At 65.4% G+C, this 19547-nt stretch carries 19 protein-coding genes, 3 tRNA genes and 1 pseudogene; 14 read left to right on the top strand and 9 right to left on the bottom strand.

Annotated elements, in window-relative coordinates; genetic code table 11:
* Window positions 1-30 precede the first annotated feature (30 nt).
* The 5 genes from NA11_RS01460 (at window position 31) to NA11_RS01440 (ending at window position 5124) form a co-directional block, all read left to right on the top strand.
* Window positions 31-444, top strand: coding sequence for a nuclear transport factor 2 family protein (locus tag NA11_RS01460; RefSeq protein ID WP_141717324.1), 414 nt, complete (start codon window positions 31-33; stop codon window positions 442-444).
* 16 nt (window positions 445-460) lie between these two features.
* Window positions 461-1219 carry an SDR family NAD(P)-dependent oxidoreductase gene (locus NA11_RS01455; protein ID WP_069159850.1) on the top strand — a complete coding sequence of 253 codons (759 nt, stop codon included), beginning with the start codon at window positions 461-463 and terminating at the stop codon, window positions 1217-1219.
* 112 nt (window positions 1220-1331) lie between these two features.
* Window positions 1332-2135 carry a mycolate reductase gene (gene cmrA, locus NA11_RS01450; RefSeq protein ID WP_069159849.1) on the top strand — a complete coding sequence of 268 codons (804 nt, stop codon included), beginning with the start codon at window positions 1332-1334 and terminating at the stop codon, window positions 2133-2135.
* A gap of 149 nt (window positions 2136-2284) precedes the next feature.
* Window positions 2285-3628: a diaminopimelate decarboxylase gene (gene lysA, locus NA11_RS01445; RefSeq protein ID WP_069159848.1), complete on the top strand. Its 1344-nt coding sequence runs from the start codon at window positions 2285-2287 to the stop codon at window positions 3626-3628.
* Between the two features lie 230 nt (window positions 3629-3858).
* Window positions 3859-5124 (top strand): diaminopimelate decarboxylase family protein, encoded by a 1266-nt coding sequence (locus NA11_RS01440; RefSeq protein WP_069159847.1) that lies wholly within the window; start codon window positions 3859-3861, stop codon window positions 5122-5124.
* Between the two features lie 127 nt (window positions 5125-5251).
* On the opposite strand, the gene NA11_RS01435 is transcribed toward NA11_RS01440, so the two are convergent.
* Window positions 5252-7039 (bottom strand): helicase HerA-like domain-containing protein, encoded by a 1788-nt coding sequence (locus NA11_RS01435; RefSeq protein WP_069159846.1) that lies wholly within the window; start codon window positions 7037-7039, stop codon window positions 5252-5254.
* Between the two features lie 258 nt (window positions 7040-7297).
* Between NA11_RS01435 and orn the strand changes: the two genes are divergently transcribed.
* From orn to NA11_RS01420, 3 genes are all read left to right on the top strand, one after another.
* Window positions 7298-7948: an oligoribonuclease gene (gene orn, locus NA11_RS01430; RefSeq protein ID WP_069159845.1), complete on the top strand. Its 651-nt coding sequence runs from the start codon at window positions 7298-7300 to the stop codon at window positions 7946-7948.
* A 55-nt stretch (window positions 7949-8003) separates the two neighbouring features.
* Window positions 8004-8079 (top strand) — tRNA-His (locus NA11_RS01425).
* A gap of 150 nt (window positions 8080-8229) precedes the next feature.
* Window positions 8230-8481, top strand: coding sequence for a hypothetical protein (locus NA11_RS01420; protein ID WP_141717323.1), 252 nt, complete (start codon window positions 8230-8232; stop codon window positions 8479-8481).
* Between the two features lie 50 nt (window positions 8482-8531).
* Here the strand turns inward: NA11_RS01420 and NA11_RS01415 are convergent, their stop codons facing one another.
* Window positions 8532-9746: a L,D-transpeptidase gene (locus NA11_RS01415; protein WP_069159843.1), complete on the bottom strand. Its 1215-nt coding sequence runs from the start codon at window positions 9744-9746 to the stop codon at window positions 8532-8534.
* Between the two features lie 302 nt (window positions 9747-10048).
* Between NA11_RS01415 and NA11_RS01410 the strand changes: the two genes are divergently transcribed.
* A tRNA-Lys gene (locus NA11_RS01410) sits at window positions 10049-10121 on the top strand.
* A gap of 558 nt (window positions 10122-10679) precedes the next feature.
* Here NA11_RS01410 and NA11_RS44555 read toward each other — a convergent pair.
* The 3 genes from NA11_RS44555 to NA11_RS01395 form a co-directional block, all read right to left on the bottom strand.
* A complete protein-coding gene (locus NA11_RS44555) occupies window positions 10680-11141 on the bottom strand; it encodes a hypothetical protein (protein ID WP_141717322.1) in 462 nt (153 codons plus the stop codon).
* Between the two features lie 515 nt (window positions 11142-11656).
* Window positions 11657-12094: a hypothetical protein gene (locus NA11_RS01400; RefSeq protein WP_141717321.1), complete on the bottom strand. Its 438-nt coding sequence runs from the start codon at window positions 12092-12094 to the stop codon at window positions 11657-11659.
* 656 nt (window positions 12095-12750) lie between these two features.
* Window positions 12751-13752 (bottom strand): saccharopine dehydrogenase family protein, encoded by a 1002-nt coding sequence (locus tag NA11_RS01395; RefSeq protein WP_069159840.1) that lies wholly within the window; start codon window positions 13750-13752, stop codon window positions 12751-12753.
* An 87-nt stretch (window positions 13753-13839) separates the two neighbouring features.
* Between NA11_RS01395 and NA11_RS01390 the strand changes: the two genes are divergently transcribed.
* Complete coding sequence (locus NA11_RS01390) at window positions 13840-14421, top strand: TetR/AcrR family transcriptional regulator (protein WP_069159925.1); 582 nt, start codon at window positions 13840-13842, stop codon at window positions 14419-14421.
* A 160-nt stretch (window positions 14422-14581) separates the two neighbouring features.
* On the opposite strand, the gene NA11_RS01385 is transcribed toward NA11_RS01390, so the two are convergent.
* Together NA11_RS01385 and NA11_RS01380 are read right to left on the bottom strand one after the other, a co-directional pair.
* Window positions 14582-14950: a Fic family protein gene (locus NA11_RS01385; RefSeq protein ID WP_069159839.1), complete on the bottom strand. Its 369-nt coding sequence runs from the start codon at window positions 14948-14950 to the stop codon at window positions 14582-14584.
* A complete protein-coding gene (locus NA11_RS01380) occupies window positions 14951-15163 on the bottom strand; it encodes a toxin-antitoxin system HicB family antitoxin (protein ID WP_069159838.1) in 213 nt (70 codons plus the stop codon).
* Between the two features lie 12 nt (window positions 15164-15175).
* Here NA11_RS01380 and NA11_RS01375 point away from each other — a divergent pair.
* Window positions 15176-15246 (top strand) — tRNA-OTHER (locus NA11_RS01375).
* Between the two features lie 369 nt (window positions 15247-15615).
* Window positions 15616-16680 (top strand): alpha/beta fold hydrolase, encoded by a 1065-nt coding sequence (locus NA11_RS01370; RefSeq protein WP_069159837.1) that lies wholly within the window; start codon window positions 15616-15618, stop codon window positions 16678-16680.
* On the opposite strand, the gene NA11_RS01365 is transcribed toward NA11_RS01370, so the two are convergent.
* Window positions 16632-17591 (bottom strand): TetR/AcrR family transcriptional regulator, encoded by a 960-nt coding sequence (locus NA11_RS01365; RefSeq protein ID WP_084653889.1) that lies wholly within the window; start codon window positions 17589-17591, stop codon window positions 16632-16634. The genes NA11_RS01370 and NA11_RS01365 overlap by 49 nt on opposite strands.
* On the opposite strand from NA11_RS01365, the pseudogene NA11_RS01360 reads away from it, so the two are divergent.
* Together NA11_RS01360 and NA11_RS01355 are read left to right on the top strand one after the other, a co-directional pair.
* Window positions 17473-17960: pseudogene (locus tag NA11_RS01360) on the top strand (SRPBCC family protein). The gene NA11_RS01365 and the pseudogene NA11_RS01360 overlap by 119 nt on opposite strands.
* A 91-nt stretch (window positions 17961-18051) precedes the next feature.
* A complete protein-coding gene (locus tag NA11_RS01355; protein ID WP_069159836.1) occupies window positions 18052-18576 on the top strand; it encodes a nuclear transport factor 2 family protein in 525 nt (174 codons plus the stop codon).
* 333 nt (window positions 18577-18909) lie between these two features.
* On the opposite strand, the gene NA11_RS01350 is transcribed toward NA11_RS01355, so the two are convergent.
* On the bottom strand, window positions 18910-19536 hold the full coding sequence (locus NA11_RS01350; protein WP_069159835.1) for a hypothetical protein: 627 nt from the start codon (window positions 19534-19536) through the stop codon (window positions 18910-18912).
* Window positions 19537-19547: the final 11 nt, after the last annotated feature.

Genomic DNA, 19547 nt, shown 5'->3' with positions numbered 1-19547 from the left:
TTTCGGCGGGCGACTCGTAGCGTCGACCTGGTGACACCGGATAACAAGACCATCGTGCAGCACGCGTGGAAAGCGTTCGCCGAACACGACTTCGACAAGATCGGCGCGTTCTTCACCGAGGACGCCGAGTGGCTCGCCCAACCGGAGAACGCCACCGCGGCCTTCCTGGGCGGCACGCACCACATGGTGGGTCGCGCCACCATCGCCGACTTCATCGCCAACGGTTTCTCGAAACTGTTCGCGCAGGATGTCGCGATCGACTTCCGCGGGTTCTATGCCGAAGGTGACCGTGTCATCGTGGAAGAGACGATGCGCGCCACCCTGTCGAACGGCAATGCCTACAGCAACGACTACTGCTTCATCTTCGAACTCCGCGACGGCTTGATCCACCGCGTGCGCGAATACATGGACACCGCGCGGGGCCACCGCATGGTCTTTGGGTAGCCCTAGCATCAGTGGGATGACGGTTTCTTATGTCGTGACCGGCGGCGGGCGAGGTATCGGCCGGGCGATCGTGCAGCGGTTGCTCGGCACGGACAACGTCGTCGTTGCTGTCGAACGGGATGCTCGCGCGCTCGAATGGGCTGGCGGGCAGGTGATTCCAGTGATCGGCGACGCCTCCGCCGCGGAGATCGCGGAACAGGCCGCCGATGCGGCGGAGCAGGCGGGAACGTTGACCGGCTGGGTGAACAATGCGGCCGTATTCCGGGATGCCTCAGTCGATTCCGCGGCGGCCGGCGAGATTGTCGGGCTGATCACGGCGAATCTTGCTCCGCCGGTTGTCGGTTGCACCACGGCGGTGCGGCGCTTCCTGCGCGCGGGCACCAACGGGGCGATCGTCAACATCACCTCGCACCAAGCGCAGCGTGCCGTGCCGGGTGCGCTGCCTTACAGCACCGCCAAGGCGGCGATCGAAGGACTCACCCGCGCGCTCGCGGTCGAGTACGGCGCGCGCGGCATTCGCGTGAACGCGGTCGCGCCCGGCTCGGTGGCCACCGAGCGGTACGCCGAATTCCTTGCGAGCCTTGATCCTTCGGTGGCGGCGCGGGTCGAGCAGCAGATGGCGGAGCTGCACCCGATCGGCCGGGTCGCCACCACCGACGAAATCGCCGCGGCCGTCGAGTACCTGCTCTCGCCGAACGCGAGCTTCGTCAACGGCGCGGTGCTGCCCGTCGACGGCGGCCGCTCGGCGCTCGCGCTCGACCCCGAAGCGCGCTAGCAGGCCAGCTCGGCATCCGCCGAAGGACGCCAGAGCGCGGCTCGAAGGCAGCATTTCACCTGGTCCGGAGGACGGGTGCCGGTCGGTGTCTCAGATCGCATAGGCTCCTCGCGTGAGCTTGCCCTCCCCTACTTCCGAGAATCGCGCGGTCGTCACCGGCGCCTCCTCCGGCATCGGCACCGCGCTTGCCGCCGACCTCGCCGCCCGCGGCTACTCGTTGATCCTGGTCGCCCGCCGCGGCGAGGTGCTCACCGAACTCGCGCAGCGGCTGACGCTGGCGCACGGCGTCACCGCCGAGGTCCGCGCGGTCGATCTCGCCGACCGCACCCAGCGCGGCGCGCTCGTCGAGGAGCTGAGCGCGCGCGACATCTCGATCCTGTGCAACAACGCGGGCATCGCGACCTTCGGCGCCGTCGCCGAGCTCGACCTGGCCTACGAGCGCGCGCAGATGGAACTCAACGCGGTCGCGGTGCACGACCTCACCCTCGCGGTGCTGCCTGGCATGATCGCCCGCGGCGCGGGCGGCATCTTGATCAGCGGCTCGGCGGCGGGCAATATGCCGATCCCCAACAACGCCACCTACGCCGCAAGCAAGGCCTTCGCCAACACGTTCTGCGAGTCGCTGCGCGGCGAGCTCAAGGGCTCCGGCGTACACGTCACGCTGCTCGCGCCCGGCCCAGTCCGCACTGAGGCCCCTGATCCGACCGACGCTTCGATCGTCGACCGCCTGGTCCCCGACTTCATGTGGGTCTCCTCCGAGTACACCGCGAAGGTCTCCATCGACGCGCTGGCCCGCAACAAGATGCGGGTGGTTCCCGGCCTGATCAGCAAGGGGATGAGCGTGGCAGGCCAGTACGGGCCACGGGCGATGACCGCGCCGATCGCCGGCGCTTTCTACAAGAAGCTCGGCAGCTGAGACCCCGCTCACTCCCTGGTCAACGATCCGTCAAGATCGGCCTTCCGCTCGTCAAGCACCCGTAAGCTGGACAGTTGACCAGGGAGAATCGGCGTAGTCCTGACAGCGGCCCCGCATACGGAATAGCGGGGGCGCACACAGGAGACACCGTGACGCTGCTCGAAATTTTCCCGTCATTGAAGTCGGGAATGCCATCGCGCCTCGACTCGGCTGTATGGCCGCGGGACACGCACTACGACGACGCGGGCCGCATTACGCTCGGCGGGGTCGCCCTCGCCGACATCGCCGACCAGTACGGCACTCCTACCTATGTCCTCGACGAACGCGAGGTCAGGGAGCGCTGCCAGGCCTATCGCAAGGCCTTCCCTGACGCGGAGATCTTCTACGCGGGCAAGGCCATGATGATCAGGGCGGTCGCCAACTGGGTCACCCAGGAGGGACTGTCGGTCGATGTCTGCTCGTCCGGTGAGCTGGCCATCGCACTCGCGGCCGGCGTCGCCCCGCGCCGAATCATCATGCACGGCAACGGAAAATCCTTCGACGAACTGACCGCCGCGGTCAAGGCCGGTGTCGGCCGGATCGTGGTCGACTCGCTGGCCGAGATCACGCTGCTCTCGGCGTTGGTCACCGATTCGCAGAACGTGCTGCTTCGCCTGTCCCCCGGCATCGACGTGCACGGGCACCCCGCGGTGAAGACCGGGGTCACCGACCAGAAGTTCGGGTTCCCGATCGGCGGACCCGCCGCCTCCGAGGCGGTCGCGCGCATCCTGCGCCAGCCGAAGCTGAACCTGGTCGGCCTGCACTGCCATCTCGGGTCCCAGATCCACGACCCGGACTACTACGGCGAGGCCGTGCGCCGGATGGTCGCCGAGATGGCGCGGATCCGGCTCGAACACAACTACCTGCTGACTGAGCTCGACCTCGGCGGCGGGCACGCGGTCGCCTATCGCACCGGCGACCTGGAGATGAACCTGACCGACCTCGCCGCCATCATCGAGGACGCCCTCGACGCGGCCTGCGCGCGGCAGCACTTCCCGCGCCCGCACATCTCGCTGGAACCCGGCCGGGCCATCGTCGCCCGCGCGGGCGTGACGCTGTACCGAGTGCTGTCGGTCAAGCACATCGACGGCGGGCACACCTACGTCACCGTCGACGGCGGCATGGGCGACAACGCGCGCGTCGCACTGTACGGCGCGCGCTACAGCGTTGTCGTCGCCAACCGGCACCCCACCTGCACGAGCATGACCGCGACCGTCGCCGGACGCTTCTGCGAGGCGGGCGACATCGTGGCGACCGACGTGCAGTTGCCGGTCGACCTGCGACCCGGCGAGGTGCTCGCGGTGCCGTGCACCGGCGCCTACCACCACAGCCTGGCCTCGTCCTACAACAGCGTCGGCCGTCCGCCGATCGTCGCGGTGCGGCACGGGCAGTGCAGGGAGTTGGTGCGCAGGGAGACCACCGCGGATCTGTTGAGCCGCGACGTCGGCTGCTGAGCACCGCGGATCCGCGGCAACGCGCCGCGGATCACGCATAGTCGGCAGATCGGGCATGCCTGCCGCGCGACGAATTCTCCGCGCGCGGCAGGCACCGTCAGCGATCCGTCAAGATCGGAATGCGCGCGGTCAACATCGCGCAAAACCCACTGTCGCCGCCGCATCCGGTGGCGTAAGTCTGGATAGGCCCCGCAGAGAGAGAAAGCGGGGAGCGGATCAGGAGAGCACCCGTGACGTTAGTGGACTTCTTCTCGCCGGTACGGTCGGGAACGACCGCGCACCTGGACTCCGCGATCTGGCCACACGGCGCGAGGTACGACGCCGACGGCCGCATCATGGTCGGTGGCGTCGCGCTCGCCGACATCGCCGAAACCTATGGCACCGCGGCGCGGGTGGTCGATGAGCACGAGGTCAGGCTGCGCTGCCGCGCGTATCGCAAGACCTTCCCCGAGGCCGAGATCGCCTACGCCGCAACGGCGTTGCTGATCGGTGTGGTTGCCGACTGGGTCACCGACGAAGGCCTGTCGATGGCAGTCCACTCGTCCGGCGAGCTGGCCGCCGCGCTAGCGGCCGGAGTCGACCCGAAGCGAATCATCCTGCACGCCACCGGATTATCGCGCGAGGAGCTGGCCACCGCGGTCACGCAGCGGGTCAACCGGATCGTCCTCGGCTCACTCGCCGAGATCGATGTGCTCGCGTCTGTCGCCACCCGGACGCAGCGAGTGCTGCTGCGCCTGGATCCCGGCATCGAGCGGGACACGCGGCAGAGCGCGGCGGGCTTCGCGCTCGGCACGCCTGCCGCGGCGGCCGTCGCGCAGGTGCTGGCCGCGCCGACGCTCGAGCTGATCGGATTCAGCTGTCACCTCGGATCGCAGCTCTACAACCCGGATCACTACGGGGAGGCGATCCGCCGGATGATCGCCGAGATGGCGCAGGTTCGGCACGACCATGATCGGCTGCTCACCGATCTCGACCTCGGCGGCGGGCACGCGATCGCCTACCGCAGCGGTGATGCGGAGATGAATCTTCCTGAGCTGTCCGCGATTATCGAGGATGCGCTCGACGCGGGATGTGCACGTCAGCATTTCCCTCGACCGAACGTCGCGCTGGAACCGGGGCGCGGGATCGTGGCGCGCGCGGGCGTGACCCTGCATCGGGTGATGTCGGTCAAACACAGCGACGGCGGACACGTCTCCGTTGTCATCGACAGCGCGGCCCGCGCTCGGAGCGGTGACGGCGCCGGAATGGTCGTCGCGAATCGCCGAGCGACCGGCCCGCAGGTGACAGCGACCGTCGCCGGGCGCGCGGGTGATGTCATCCTCGCCACCGGTGTTCGGCTCCCGGCCGACCTGCGACCCGGCGAATTGCTCGCCGTCCCATGCACCGGCGCCTACCACCACAGCACCACCCGCACCCGCGTCATTGCGGTGCGCGCTGGCCAGTACGCCCAGCTCGTCCACCGCGAGCCAGACTTCCTGGACCGCGACGCCAGCTGAGCCGGCGGACCCCGCCCCTGCGGATCTCGGAGGGGCGCTCACGCCGAGGGGGTACTGGTGTAGGTGGCTTCTCGGGCGATGCCTACACCAGTACCCAGTGATCAGTCGACCAACTCCAGAACGGCGCTCAGCGCTTCCTGGTGCCGAAGATGCTGCGGCTGATCTCCCGGCCTGCCGCGGTGGCGGCGGAACGCAGGAAGCTTTTCACCGCAGGGTTTTTCATGATCCGCTCCGCGGTCGAATCCTCGGCCTTCGGCGACCGGCCCGGTGCCGGAGCAGGCTCCGAGCTCTGGTCCGCCGCAGCGACTTTCGCCGCGAGAATCTCGTAGGCCGATTCCCGATCGATGGTCTGGCCGTACTTACCGTGCAGTGAGCTGGACAGCGCCCGCGACTTGATCGCGTCGTCGCCGATGGTGTCCATCAGCGAGCGGGGCGGCTGCATCCTGGTCCACGCCACCGGTGTCGGCGCGCCCTTCTCGGAGAGCACCGTCACCACCGCCTCGCCGGTGCCGAGCGAGGTGAGCGCCTTCTCCAGGTCGTAGGTGCTGGTCTTGGGATAGGTGCGCACGGTCTTGGACAGCGCCTTCTGATCGTCCGGGGTGAAGGCGCGCAAGGCGTGCTGGATGCGCGCACCCAGTTGGGACAGCACCGGATTCGGGATGTCGGTGGGCAACTGGGTGCAGAAGAACACGCCGACGCCCTTGGAGCGAATCAGCTTGACGGTCTGCTCCACCTGGTCCAGGAACGCCTTGGACGCATCCGCGAACAGCAGATGCGCCTCGTCGAAGATGAAGACCAGCTTGGGCTTATCGATATCGCCCACCTCGGGCAGCGTCTGGAACAGGTCGGCGAGCACCCACATCAGGAAGGTGGAGAACATCACCGGCCGCGACGCCTGCGCGCCGAGCTCGAACAGCGTGATGACGCCCTGGCCGCCCGTGACGCGCACCAGATCGCTCGGATCCAATTCCGGCTCACCGAAGAACGTGTCGCCGCCGTCGGCCTCCAGATTCACCAGCGACCGCAGGATCACGCCCGCGGTGGCCGCCGAGACGCCGCCGATGCCCTTGAGGTCTTCCTTGCCCTCGGGGCTGGTGAGGTGGGTGATCACCGCGCGCAGGTCCTTCAGGTCGAGCAGCGCGAGGCCGTTCTTGTCCGACCAGTGGAAGATCAGGCCGAGGGTGGATTCCTGAGTCTCGTTGAGCCCGAGCACCTTACTGAGCAAGACCGGACCGAACGAGGTGATGGTGGCGCGGATCGGAACGCCGATGCCGTTGGTGCCGAGCGAGACGAACTCGGTCGGGTAGCCGGTGGGCGTCCAGTCGTCGGCGCCCGTTTCGGCGGCACGGGCGCTCAGCTTGTCGTTGGCTTGACCGGGTTGCGAAAGACCGGAGAGGTCGCCCTTGATATCGGCGAGCACCACGGGAACGCCTGCGCGCGAAAGCTGTTCGGCGATGCCCTGCAGTGTCTTCGTCTTACCGGTGCCGGTCGCACCTGCCACCAGCCCGTGCCTGTTCATGGTGCGCATCGGAATGCGCACGCGCGCAGTGGGATCCACCTCGTCATCGACCACGACGGTGCCGAGTTCCAGTGCCACCCCGTCGAATGCGTAGCCCGCGGCGATCTCCTTGGCGGCCGCCGAGCCCTTGGCGCCGGCCTGCGCCGCCTTGTCTTTGGCGTCGGCTTCCTTCTGGTCCGCCTTGGTGGCCGCTTCGGCGGCAGCAGCAGCGGTCTGGTCGGCCTTGGCCGCCGCGCTCTCGGCCTTCGCGGACGCGTGCGCCCCGCTCTCGCCGTCCTGCTGCGCGGCAAGCTCACGCTCCGCGGCCTCCGCGGCGGCCGCCGCCTCCGCAGCAACCTTCGCCGCATCCTCGGCAGCCTTACGGGCCGCGGCAGCTTTCTCCTGGGGGGTGGTCATCGCACGTCCTCCGTCTGGTCTGACTCGAAACTGCTAACGCAGTGTTTGCTGTCGTACCGAAAACGCTGTGCCGATCAGGACAAACTCTATCGCCGCACGGCACTTTCGTCTGCGATGGACTCCATGCCGGTCGCTGGGCGGCTGCTGTCGGCGAAACGTGCGCGAGATGGGCCTTCCGGACCGCCTGTCGGATGATCGCGCGCCGCGAACACGCGGCGGCGCAGGCGCGCGGTATTCGACACAGCTAATGTTGCTCGCGTGTCGGATAAATACGTGGTGTGGATGGATTGCGAGATGACGGGGCTGCGCCTGGACAGCGACAAGCTGATCGAGGTAGCCGCGCTCGTGACCGACAGCGATCTCAACATCCTCGGCGATGGCGTGGACGTGGTGATCCACGCCGACGACGCGGCGCTGGCCGCCATGCCCGCCGTTGTCGTCGATATGCATGAGCGCTCCGGCCTGACCGAGGAGGTGCGGCGTTCCACCGTCACCATGGCCGAGGCCGAGCAGCAGGTGCTCGACTACATCCGCCAGTACGTGCCGACCCCTGGCACGGTCCCGCTGGCCGGTAACTCGATCGCGACCGACCGCGGCTTCATCGCCCGCGACATGCCGACGCTGGATGCCCACCTGCACTACCGGATGATCGACGTGAGCTCGATCAAGGAGCTGTGCCGTCGCTGGTACCCGCGCATCTACTTCGGCCAGCCGGAGAAGGGCCTGACCCATCGCGCGCTGGCCGATATCAAGGAATCCATCCGCGAGCTGGAGTACTACCGGCGCACCGCGTTCGTCGCGCCGCCCGGCCCGTCGACCACAGAGATCGCGACCGTCGCCGCCGAGATCAGCAGCAACGCGGAAGCCGTCGAATCGGCGCAGGTCAACGGCGTGCCGGAAACCGATTAGGGAGACAAAGGGGTGACACGCTAATATCGACGGCGCCGGTGTTCAACCGGTGATGGTGACCGTAGTTCAGCTGGTAGAGCACCAGGTTGTGATCCTGGGTGTCGCGGGTTCGAGTCCCGTCGGTCACCCCAGCAGCCCGGGCGGATCCGAGAAATCGGACCTCCCGGGCTTTTTATTTCCCACGTCACGATGTGAAACGTTCTTATTCCGATTGCCCGCCGGATCACGTCGCCGCTCCGTAAACTCCGGCGCGTGGGCGGTGTCGCTGGAACACCACCCGGTTGACCAGAAAGACACAGGTCGTGATGCGTTCCGCGGTACTCACAGCGTTCGTCGGCGCCACCCTCCTCACCGGAGCAGGCACAGCCGACGCGGGGATCGGGCTCCCGTCGATGTCGAGCTCCGGCTCGGAATCGACCGGATCGGCGGGCGGCGTCGTCGTCACCGGATCGGCGGGGATTGCCTGCCTGGCGGTGGGCAGCGCAATGGCGCTCATCGGCGACGCGCACCTGGGCTGCACCAAGCTCCCCTGAGCAACGAAACGGGCCACCAGTTCGCACTGGTGGCCCGTTTTCGTTGTGGCTCAACGCGGATCGGCGTTACCCGCCTTCCACTCCGGCCACGGGATGTTCCAGTCACCCAAACCGTCCACGCCGGAAAGGGTTCCGCCGACCGTGTTCTTGACGATGGTGATGTCGCCGCGCTTCGCGTTCTGGTAGACCCACAGCGCGTTGGCCGGGCTCAGGTTCAGGCAGCCGTGGCTGGTGTTGCTGTAGCCCTGCTGACCCACCGACCACGGCGCGGAGTGGAAGAAGATGCCGCTGTAGGAGATTCGGGTCGCGTAGTCGACCGGCGTCTTGTAGCCGTCCGGCGAGTTCACCGCGACGCCGTAGGTCGACGAATCCATGATGATCTTGTCGAACCGGTCGCTGACAATGTAGACGCCGTTGTCGGTCGGCGTGCTGCTCTTGCCCATCGACGTCGGCATCGTGCGCACGACCTGACCGTTCTGCTCGACCACCACCTGCTTGGTGTTGTCGTCGGCGGTGAAGATCGTCGCGTCACCGATGAGGAAATGCGACTGGATGTTGTCCTGGCCGAACAGACCATTGCCGAGATCACGCCCATAGACGTTCACGTTGATGGTGACCTTGGTCCCCGGCGCCCAGAAATGTTCAGGGCGCCACCGGACCTCGCGGTTGTTCACCCAGTAGAACGCGCCCTCCACCGCAGGCTCGGTAGTGATCTTTATCGCATCCTGCGCGGCCCTGCGGTCCGGGATGTTCTCGTCGAACTGGATCGCCACCGGTTGGCCGACGCCGACCACCTCGCCCTCGCCAGGCAACAGATACGGCTTGGTCTGGCTGTTCGGCGAACTGGTGGTGAAGTTCAACACGGTCGAGTTCGCGCCGCCGAGACCGACCGCGTCGGCCTTCAAGCGGTAAGACTTGCCGTAGCCGAGCACCTCGGTGGTCTCCCACGACCGGCCGTCACCGGCCAGCTTGCCGCCGACCGGCTTGTCCTGCGCGTTCACCAGACTCACCGAGGTGAACCGGCCGTCCTCCACGTGGAACGCCAGCGGCACACCCGGCGAAACACCGACCTCGCCGTCCTTGATCGGCGACATCAGCTTCGGCTTGATCAACTCGAGCAGCGGGTTACGGTCGATAGCGACCGTCGACGAGTCCGTCGCACTCGACGACGAGCAGCCAGACACGGCCAGCGCCGCCACCGCGAACACGGCGACCGGTCCGGCGATACGTCGTAGCCAACGCCGTCGACCCTGACCAACACTCATCTCAACCCCGTTTCAAGACTCGGTGCCTGATGCGCACCGATGCTTCGGACCTCAACCGCGTACTACTCACCCCGCTGTGTGCCCGCGGAGCGGCCGAGATCACTTCCGTCATTCTGCCAGTACGAGAACCTCGCACCAACGCGAATGCCGCGTCGACACAGTGGTGTTACACGGGATAGATCGCACAACCACTCGCCTTGTTAACACCGCACCCGATCGGCCCATCGTCCCCGCTCAGGGCGCGATTTCACATCTGCGGCCTCGGCCTGTTAAGGTTTCTCTCGCACCGGAACACGGAGCAAGCGCCATTAGCTCAATTGGCAGAGCAGCTGACTCTTAATCAGCGGGTTCGGGGTTCGAGTCCCTGATGGCGCACAACCAAAAGTCCTCGCAGTCCAACTGCCAGGGCTTTCCTTATTTCACGGTACGTCGGACTGGTCCGTCAATACCGCAGAATCGATGGCATCCCGCACTTGTCCCGCAGTTGGATGCTTGCCTGCGAACAGTTCCAACGCAGGAGACGAGTCAGGCACCAACAGTTCCCGTTCGCAGACCGAAAGCCGAGTCAGCGCCAGAGTCGCCGGTACCGGATAGCCGCGGCGCCGTATCCAGGTAGCCCGCCACCTTCGGATACTCCGCCCGAAGCCGCTGCTCGTCGTCCAAGAGCGTTGCGAGTTCGGTCCGTCGTTCAGTCGTCAGCACGAGACCAGTCAGGTAGCCAATTCTTGCGGGGTACCTGCGCTTCCGCGATCACTTGGTGGATTTCGCCGCACACCGACACCCGGACAACCGCCGATAGGCGGATCCATATCGACGTCAGAACCCTTGGGCTAGCTCTACTCGCCGTCCCACAAGGAGTCGACGATGTCCCGATCGTTGGCCTTCTGCGCGGCAGCGAGAGCCTTCTCTGCAAGCGCTACAGACGTTAGCGCCTCAGCCACCTCCGCAAACTGGTTCCGGTTGTAGAGGTTCTGCGGCAGGATCTTGTCGTACTCGCCTCCCCCAAGGCGGTAGTTCCTCACGATCGCATTGAGACCAGAGGCGTTCGCCGTAGAGGAACTTGAACAGTGCCGAATGAACGTCGTCGTCTCGTACGCGACTGGATCCGGCGTTCGGCGGCCAGTTGATCTGCTCAGTTGCCGCGTCGATCACTGACGCCACCGCGGCTGATGCATCAGCTAGCTCCAGCCGAAGACGCTTGAGTCCCTCCGCACCGAGTTCCTTAGCGACCTCAGGGTGTTGATGCGCCGCCTTCTTCACGAATTCTTCTACCCGCCCAGAAACACCGCGTGCGACGGTTGCAAGACACTCACGCTTGAGGATATCGGCCTCAGCCCTGCGAGCCACCAACTCGGCATTAGCCGCAACCAGTGCTTGCGCAGTCTCATCGCTCATAGCGCGAGGATATGACACGGTCCCGACACCTTGGAAACGGTCGACGAGCCTGTATCCAGTCTGTTGCTGCCGAATTTGGCCATACAGGATCAAGAGCGGCGGCCCTACGAGCCGTCGCCGCCGCGCTACGGGCGCACGGCGGCAACGGGCTCCGCTGCGCTCCGCCCAACAGGAGCGTCGGCGCGTCGGCAGCGACCCGCACGGCCAAACGAGTCGATCCAGTGATGCCGCAACCGGGCACGATCACACGCGGAATCGGCTGGGCGGAGGACGCCGCGGTTACGTCTACAGACCGACGTAGTTGCGCTGGGTGCCCTGCCTCCTCATGGCCCCATGATCTGACTTCGCACCGGGAGAGTAAGGGGCGCTCCTACGTCGCGTCGGCAAAGCCGATAGCCGATGGCCACCCTTGACTATCCCTCCCTCAGCACAGGACGGCCTGTATGAGGAAGCGGGTGGTGTAGGTGGCGGATAGGCGATCTATCCGGGACGGGGTTAACAGACTCGCTGACCGTCTACCAACTGCGACGGCGGCTAATCGATTCGATCGTGTCGTTGTCGTCGGACATCTCCACCGTGATAACGCCCGCCCCTGGATGACTCCACGCGAGGTCCCCCGAAGCGACACGCGCCTTCGCGGTTTGATTTGAACCATTGCACGTGGGCGTGACACGGGCCTTTCCGAATCGAGCGTCCTTTATTCCTCGCTTCTCCTCTGCGGACATCTCGGGCTCATCCTCCAAAACTTTGACAAGCACGTCATCCGCCTCACCACTTGCACAGCTATAGGTAACGCTCACGTCCAGATAGCTTTCGCTGATGTAGGTAACGCTGTCGATCTTCAACGTGGGAGTCGCAGCAGCCTGCACAACCGGGGTACCAGCACCCCAACCCACACCAGTCAACACGCACGCCACGGCCAACGCACCAACACGAGCACGATCAATACGCATAGCGGTTCCCGTCCGTAGTAGGTGGACCAGCCTGTCTGATTCACCGTACGACCACCCATTCGGAACAACCCGCAACCAGGATTGGACACACCGGGCCATCGAGATGATCGGCGCCATGCTGGCCACCGCTCGGTGTCACCACGGTGTCACAAGTCCCGCAAACGACCCCGGATCAAGCTGGACCGAGTCGGACGGATCGCCAGGACGCCGGACCACCACGATCACCCAGGAACCCCGAAAACCAACCCGAGTCTGCCTCCGGAGCAGAAGGCCGGTTCCACCAGCACCGACTCGAACCACCCCCGCATTTGTCCCGCAGTTCGCAACGGAATTCACCGTAATCAGCGGGATTCGCCGGGAACTCTATCGACTCGAAATCGGTTGCAATAGAGACGCTTCCAGCATCAGTGGAAAGCTCCGGGAACCGCCCTCCCCAGAACAGCGGGTTCGGGTTCCCGTGCTGGCACGGATCTACGATGACGCTCGGTTGATTCCCTACTGCCGTCGGCATTCCGGCGTCACCACTCACAACGGGCGTCGGGGAGTCCACCACACCCATTGCGGCGGCGCTCGCATGGTTTTGTGCTGCGGGGGCCTGTCGGTGGTCCTGGATCATACTGCGGCCGAGCTGGATTCGGTTGTGGTCGCGCAAGCAGCTACCCGTCGATGAACACGATCCCGATCTCTGCCATCTGCTTGACAACGTAGGCAGGGTCGAGCAGGGACTCCGGGGTGTGGATACCCGGCGCCACCGGTTCACCGCGAAGTCCGAGCAGCCGCTCGACGCCGAGGGCGACACCGAGGGCGGTGATCGGCCGCTGGCCTTCTGCGTGGACAAAGGTCCGAGTCGTGGTGAGGGCGGCGCCGGCCGGGGTGGTGCCCTCGAGGTCGATCCGAACCTCGACGGAAGCAGGCCCACCGCCGCGCCGGCCCGCCGATTCCCCGATGGCGAAGGCGAAACTGACGTTCGGGGCGGCCGTGGCCAGCGCCATGCTGGTCACGTCGAGGATGGCGATGTACTGGGCGGGCTGGTCGGCACCATCGACAGTGCGCACGGTGGTCTCCATGTCGGAGCCGGCGACCCAGGTGAAGACACCATCGCGGCGGACAAGCCCGGTGGGTGCGGCTTCGGCCCAACGCTCCAGATCCACGAGTGCCGCAGGCCCGCCGGCGTCGGTTTCGTCGAGAATGGCGCCGACTTTGATGGTGTCGATCCGACCGAATGCGCGCGCCGCGTCCAGGGCCGCGAGGGTAACCAGGCCCGCAGCCCAGTGGCTGGCCACCAGAATCGGCGAGGCGGTGGCGCGCTGGGCGCCCGCGACAACCTCCGGGGCGATATCGACCAGTCCGCTGGAGATGCTGAGGTAGGGCAACCCGTGATCCTGTGCGTAGCGCAGTCCGTTCAAGCGAGCGTCCCACAACGTCGCCACAACAGCCGAATACTGTTGTCCTGCAGGCAGTCCGAGATCCTTGCGATTCAGGTCGATGGTCACCGCCGTTGCGCCGCCGAGTTCGTCGGCCACCTGCTGCGCGCGCTCGAGATTGCGCCCCGCGATGGTCAGCGGCAACTCGGGGTGCCATCGGCGCAGCATGGTCGCGGTGTCCGAACCCGCCTGCCCGGATCCACCCAAGATCAGGACCGATGCCTTCTGCTCCATGATTGTTTCCTCTCTCACCATCAAGCTACATTTTGTAACCTACACTTTGTAGCTAAACTGGGACGAGAACGCAAGAGGAGGATGACAGTGACCACGACACCGACCCGGCTGTCCAAATCGGCCCGGCGCGAACAGCTACTCGACGCCGCGCTGACACTGGTGCGCGATTCCGGTGCCGACGGACTGAGCCTGCCCACCCTCGCGGAGGCCGCGGGCGTGAGCAGACCCATCGTGTACGACCACTTCGGCACCCGCCCCGGCCTGCTCCTCGCGCTCTATCGGCGACTCGACGAACGACACCGCGCTGTCACCACGCAGGCGCTGTCGACAGCCGAGCCGAGTGCGGCCGGAATCGCCCGCGTCATCAGCGCCGCCTACTTCGCATGTGCCACCGACATGCCGGAGTTCAACGCTGTTTCCGCCGCGTTGAAGGGCGATCCGGAGATGGAAGCGATTCAGCACGACATGTATGCCAGCTATACAGATTTGATGGCCACCGCGCTGGCGCCCTACTCCAGCCTCACCGCCGACGCGCTGCGGCTGCACTGCGTCGGCGCGCTCGGTGCAGCCGAAGCGATTGCCGCAGAGTTGAACCGGGAGCGAGCCAGCACCGATGACGCGATCACCGCACTGACCGGACTGATCATGGGCAGGCTCGACACGGCGTGAGAACGTCGGTCGAACACGAGACAGCAGGTCCACCCTCGATGAAAGCTGTTGCGCTCCAGCGTGGTGGTGCTACCGCGGTCACCCGACACGGTGGCGGAGACGCCAGACCTCGGGGCTTTTTTCATTTGCACCCCTCATCGACACCGACTGCAGCAGTCAGCTATTCGTTGCGGACAGGGCGCACTGCGAGCTGTTCGGCGATCCAGCTGACATCGGTGCGTTGTGTGGCGACGGTCTCGATGAGTTCGACCACCGCGCCCATCTCGACACCGGGAACCAGTCCGTAGCAGCCGAGCAGCAGTCGCACCGCCACCCAGGCGGTCTGCTTATTGCCTTCGGTGAAAGGTTGGTCGCGAATGACGGATTGGAAAACGGCGGCAGCTTTGAGTTCCGGTGTGGGATAAGCCGCTTCGCCGAGCACGACAGCGTCGGCACGGGTAGCGGCGGCGGCAACGAGCCCGAGATCACGAACACGACCGCGGCCCTCAGTGACGCGCAGATTGCATTTGATGAGTGCTTCGGGCCGCACCTATTCCATGTCCCTGATCATCGCTAGCAGTGCGGCGTCTTCGGTCATGACTCGATCAAGGATGGCGTCTTCGCGCCGCGACAGCGCCCGTGCGGCCACCCAATCGCGCAGCGCGTTGCAGATGGCGGTGTTGAGCGAGAGGTGGGCAGCGGCGGCCTCGACGGTGACTTGCTCGTGCAGGTCGTCGGGTAGCCGAAGGTTGAGATTCGACATAGCACCAATCTAGCACCACTGCGCTCGGCAGAGCAGCTGACTCTTAAATCAGCGGGTTCGGGGTTCGAGTCCCTGATGGCGCACCCTTTCTCTACTTACAAGCAGCGCTCAGTCTCCTAGTGCAGTAGAACACGCCCAGGCCGGTCCTTCGACCGGCGGTTTACCTCCATTTCCCCAGCTCGCGCCTTCCCGCTCGACCGGTCCTGATACCTCGTCATCGGCACAGCCTCGGCGTCTGCGCGGCGGACGGTTGGCGGCGATGCCTTCCACGTCCTACGACCGAACCTCACAACGCTCGAGCCGATCAGCTCAGCGCCCATGCAGCGTGGACAGCAATCTCTCAGATTCGTTTATAAGAGCTGGCAGTAAGGCATATACAGACCTTCATAGAAACTGAGCACATATCAGGTTACTGTTACATGTTGTAGCGCACAGACACAAAGGGGTGTTCCATGCAGGCAACATCGGGTCCTCTGAGAGCAGGTCTCCTGAGTCAGGTTCGTGATCGGCTGCGCGTGCATCGGGCCCACCTGCGGACCCGGGAGTACGCCACGACGGCGCTGAATCCGCCGGCCACACCGGGTGTCGACATCCCGGTCACTGCCGCCGATGGCACCCGGTTGAGTGTGCTTGCCTACGGGCCCGCCGACGGCGAGGTGATCGTCTTCGTCCACGGCTGGACCTGCAGCCTCGAATACTGGAACCCGCAGATCAACGCCTTCGCCGGGTCGTACCGCGTCATCGCCTACCACCTGCGCGGCCACGGCGACAGCGAACTCGGCCGCAGCCCGCTGACCACCGATCTGCTTGCCGACGATCTGAACGTCGTACTCGATGCGACATTGCGGCCGGCGCAACGGGCCGTCCTGGTCGGGCACAGCCTTGGCGGGGCCGCCATCCAGGCGTGGGCCGCGCGCTATCCAGGCCAGGTGCCCAAGCGTGCCGCCGCGGCACTGCTGACCAATACCCCCATCGGCAACATCATCGGCGAGACCACCCTTGTCCCACTGTTCAATCGCCTACTGCCGCTACCGCGTTGGCTCGGCAGGCTCGGGCTGCGCTTTCCGTTCATGTTCCCGCCGATCGCACCGATGACATGGGTGATCCGCCACCGGTTCACCAGCGCGGACGCCACCGCTGACATCGTCAACTTCTCGATGGCGATCATGCGCTCTTGCCCGGCAATGGTGCGAGCGAAATTCGGCGCATTGGTCGCCGATCTCGACCTCGGCCGCGCAGCCGCCGAGCTGACCATCCCGACCACCCTGATCGCCGGCGCACACGACCGTCTGATACCGGTCATCCACGCCGAGCGGATCGCCGAAATACTCACCGAGGCAGGATCTTTGGAAAAACTCGAGATCCTGCCCACCGGACATCTGAGCAGCGTGGAGGCATTCGAGCAGTTCAACGACGAACTCGCCAAGATCCTCACCGCCGTCTACGGCCCCGCACAGCCGGCGCCTAGCTATCCACCGCAGCTGCCATCGGAAACCGGTTCCGGTCGGGCACGGTGATCGTTGTCGGTCGCGCGGGTGACTACGGTCAGCAGCAGTTGAGCGAGTTGGTCGAGTAACTCGTTGGGGCGCAGGAGTTCTGGCTCGAGGTAGGCCTGGGTGAGGCCACCATTGCGGACGGCGAACAGCCAGCGGACGATGATGTCGGCGGGCACGGTGAGCTCTAACCCTGCCTCGCTCAGTACGTCGTCGATGCGCCTGCTGAATTGAGCACGCAGGCGCGTGGTGGCCTGCACGAGGACGGCGGCTGCGGCGGGATCACGCAGGGCATGCAGGGCGAACTCGGCGTTGACCAGATGCCACCGACGATCCTGCGGCAGCGTCTCGAGGAACGCCGGAACAGCATCCTGCACCGTCGCGCTATTCGTCAGCGGTGTCGCGCGAATCGCGTCGACGAGATGGGCGTTTTGCTGCTCGTAGAGCGCAAGGAACAGCTCCTCCTTGGAAGAGAAGTTGCCGTAGAAGCCACCGCGCGTCATGCCCGCCCGCTCGCAGATGTCTTCCACCGAGCTCGCATGGAACCCCCGTTCGGCGAACGCATCCAACGCGGCACCCAACAGCCGCTCCCGAGTTTGGCGTCGCTTGCGCGACAACGGCCGCGCGGGCAGGTCAGTGATGGCCGTCTCATCGTTGGCTGGTTGCGTGCTCACCACCAAAGTGTACAGTCTTGTATTAAATACATGATTGTATATTTCTGGTGACGAGATCCCGCACCACTCGGCACCGAGGTCGACCTCTGCGATCGGCCATCTCCGTTTGCTCCGCTCCGCCACCACCGCATGGAGGAACCACATGTCACGCGACAGGCTTTCGTTCGAGATCAACCGCATCAGCAGCGCACCACCGGAAAAACTGTTCGCGCTCGAGACCGATGGCGCCAACTGGCCGCGGTGGTCGAAACCGGTTCTCATGCAATCGAGCTGGGACCGGCAGGGCTATCCCGAGCCAGGCGGGCTCGGCGCGATCCGCAAAGTCGGCCTGTGGCCGCTGTTTCTCCGTGAAGAGACCATCGAATACGAGCAAGACCGCAGGCACGTCTATCGATTCACCGGCCCCTTCCAGCCGGTACGGGACTACACGGCCGAGGTGACCTTCACACCGACCCGCGACGGCGGCACCTACCTGCACTGGACCGGATCGTTCAAGCGGAGTCCACTGCCCGGCGCAGGCCGATGGCACTGTTCATCAATCGGATGATCATCCGGGCCGTCGCCGAGCGCCTCATCCGCGCGGCCGAACGCGCCGACCTGACGACCACGGACCGACGCTCGCACACCTGACCACGGCGCATCCGAACTCGGCTCACATCAACCCAGCCGAGCTCAGCAGTCCCGTCAAAGCCTTGGACCCCAACGAACACAAGGAGTTTCGATGACCACAGCAAACGAAACCAGCACCGACACCGAACCGACGGAGTCGGACTACGCCGCAGCATGGGCGGCACGCGCGCAGGAGGAATTCGCCAAAACCTTCGCCGAGGACATCGTCTTCGAGGTGCCGATGGTGATGACCCGCCCGGTACACGGCCGCGACGCCGTCTCCTACCTGCTGGGCATTGTCAGCAAGGTGTACGAGTCCCAACGGTTCACCCATCAGGCCACCAATGGCTCTCGCACCTATATGGATTGGGAGTTGACTGTCTTCGGCGGGGAGGTCATGCGCGGGGTCACGGCCTTCACCCGCGGCGACGACGGCAAGATCACCCACCTCGCCGTCTACCACCGACCGATGCTCACCGGCCTGCGGATGTCGCACTACGCCGGTCGAGTACTGGGCGAGAAGTTCGGTCACGACCTGTTCTACTCCCCCGAAGCCGTCCAAGCCGAGATCGACAAAGGCGGCCCCACCGAGCTGCCACAAGTACCAGGACCGCTATCGGCTCGAGGTCCTCGATGATTCGTGGCCGGCGGCTGAGCCGCTGACGGTTCAGTCCCCAGCCCGGCGAGGGCCATTCGGCGGCAGGGCAGGACTCCGCGCCCATTCTGTGCCGCACCCCTTCTCGGCATCCGCACCCCTTCTACAGATCCGCACTCGTTCTAGCAACCCGCAACCAGTGCGGATCCACAGAACCAGTGCGATTGCCGCGACGGTGCCTGCGTTGGCCTTGCAGAACGTCGAGACCGTCGCTACGCAACGCACTGATGTCAGCTGGATCGCCGAACAGCTCGCCGTGCGCCCTGTTCATAACGAATAGCCAACACCGAGGTCTCAACAAGACCGGGCGACTGACTACTTCAGCGGAAGTGCGCCACCCACTCCACCGACGTCGGTGATCTGCCAGCTCGCGTTCTTGTCGAGCGTGACGTTGTAGGTCACCGTCGTCTGTGCACCCTCCGGGCTCTGCGCGTTCGTGGAGCTCACGTTGATGAACACATTCACCCTGTAGAGGCCGTTTTCGGTGGACATCACCTTCGCGGCGATCGGCGTTGCCGTGGAGGTCCACTTCAGCGATACCAGGATCTGTTGTAGCTTGGGCGCTGTCGCATCGAACTTGTTCGCCAATTGTGGTGCGGTGCCGGCTTTCAGCTTGCCGACCCAGGCGTTGATGTCCTGGTAGTTGACCGCGGCCGCGCCGACCGCGTAGTCGGTGGCGACCTGCTCGGCCTTCTTATCGGCTGCGGCCCTGTCGTTGTGGTCGGCGAGATCGCCACGGGCCGACCAGAGGAAACCGCACAATACGCAAACCACGATGACCAGCACCGCGATTGCCGCCGTCTGGATCAGGGTGGCGATGGGGATCGAGACCGCTCCCCCGGTTCCTGATTTCGGCGTCCTCGGCGAGGCCGATTCCGCAGCGCCCGCTGGTCGCGAGCCTTTGCGGATCTCGGCAATACCTACACCTGGTTCTTCAGCCATACCCACTCCAC

Source organism: Nocardia altamirensis NBRC 108246, from assembly GCF_001612685.1.
GTDB classification, from domain to species: Bacteria; Actinomycetota; Actinomycetes; order Mycobacteriales; family Mycobacteriaceae; genus Nocardia; species Nocardia altamirensis.
This window is presented reverse-complemented; position numbering and strand designations above follow the sequence as displayed.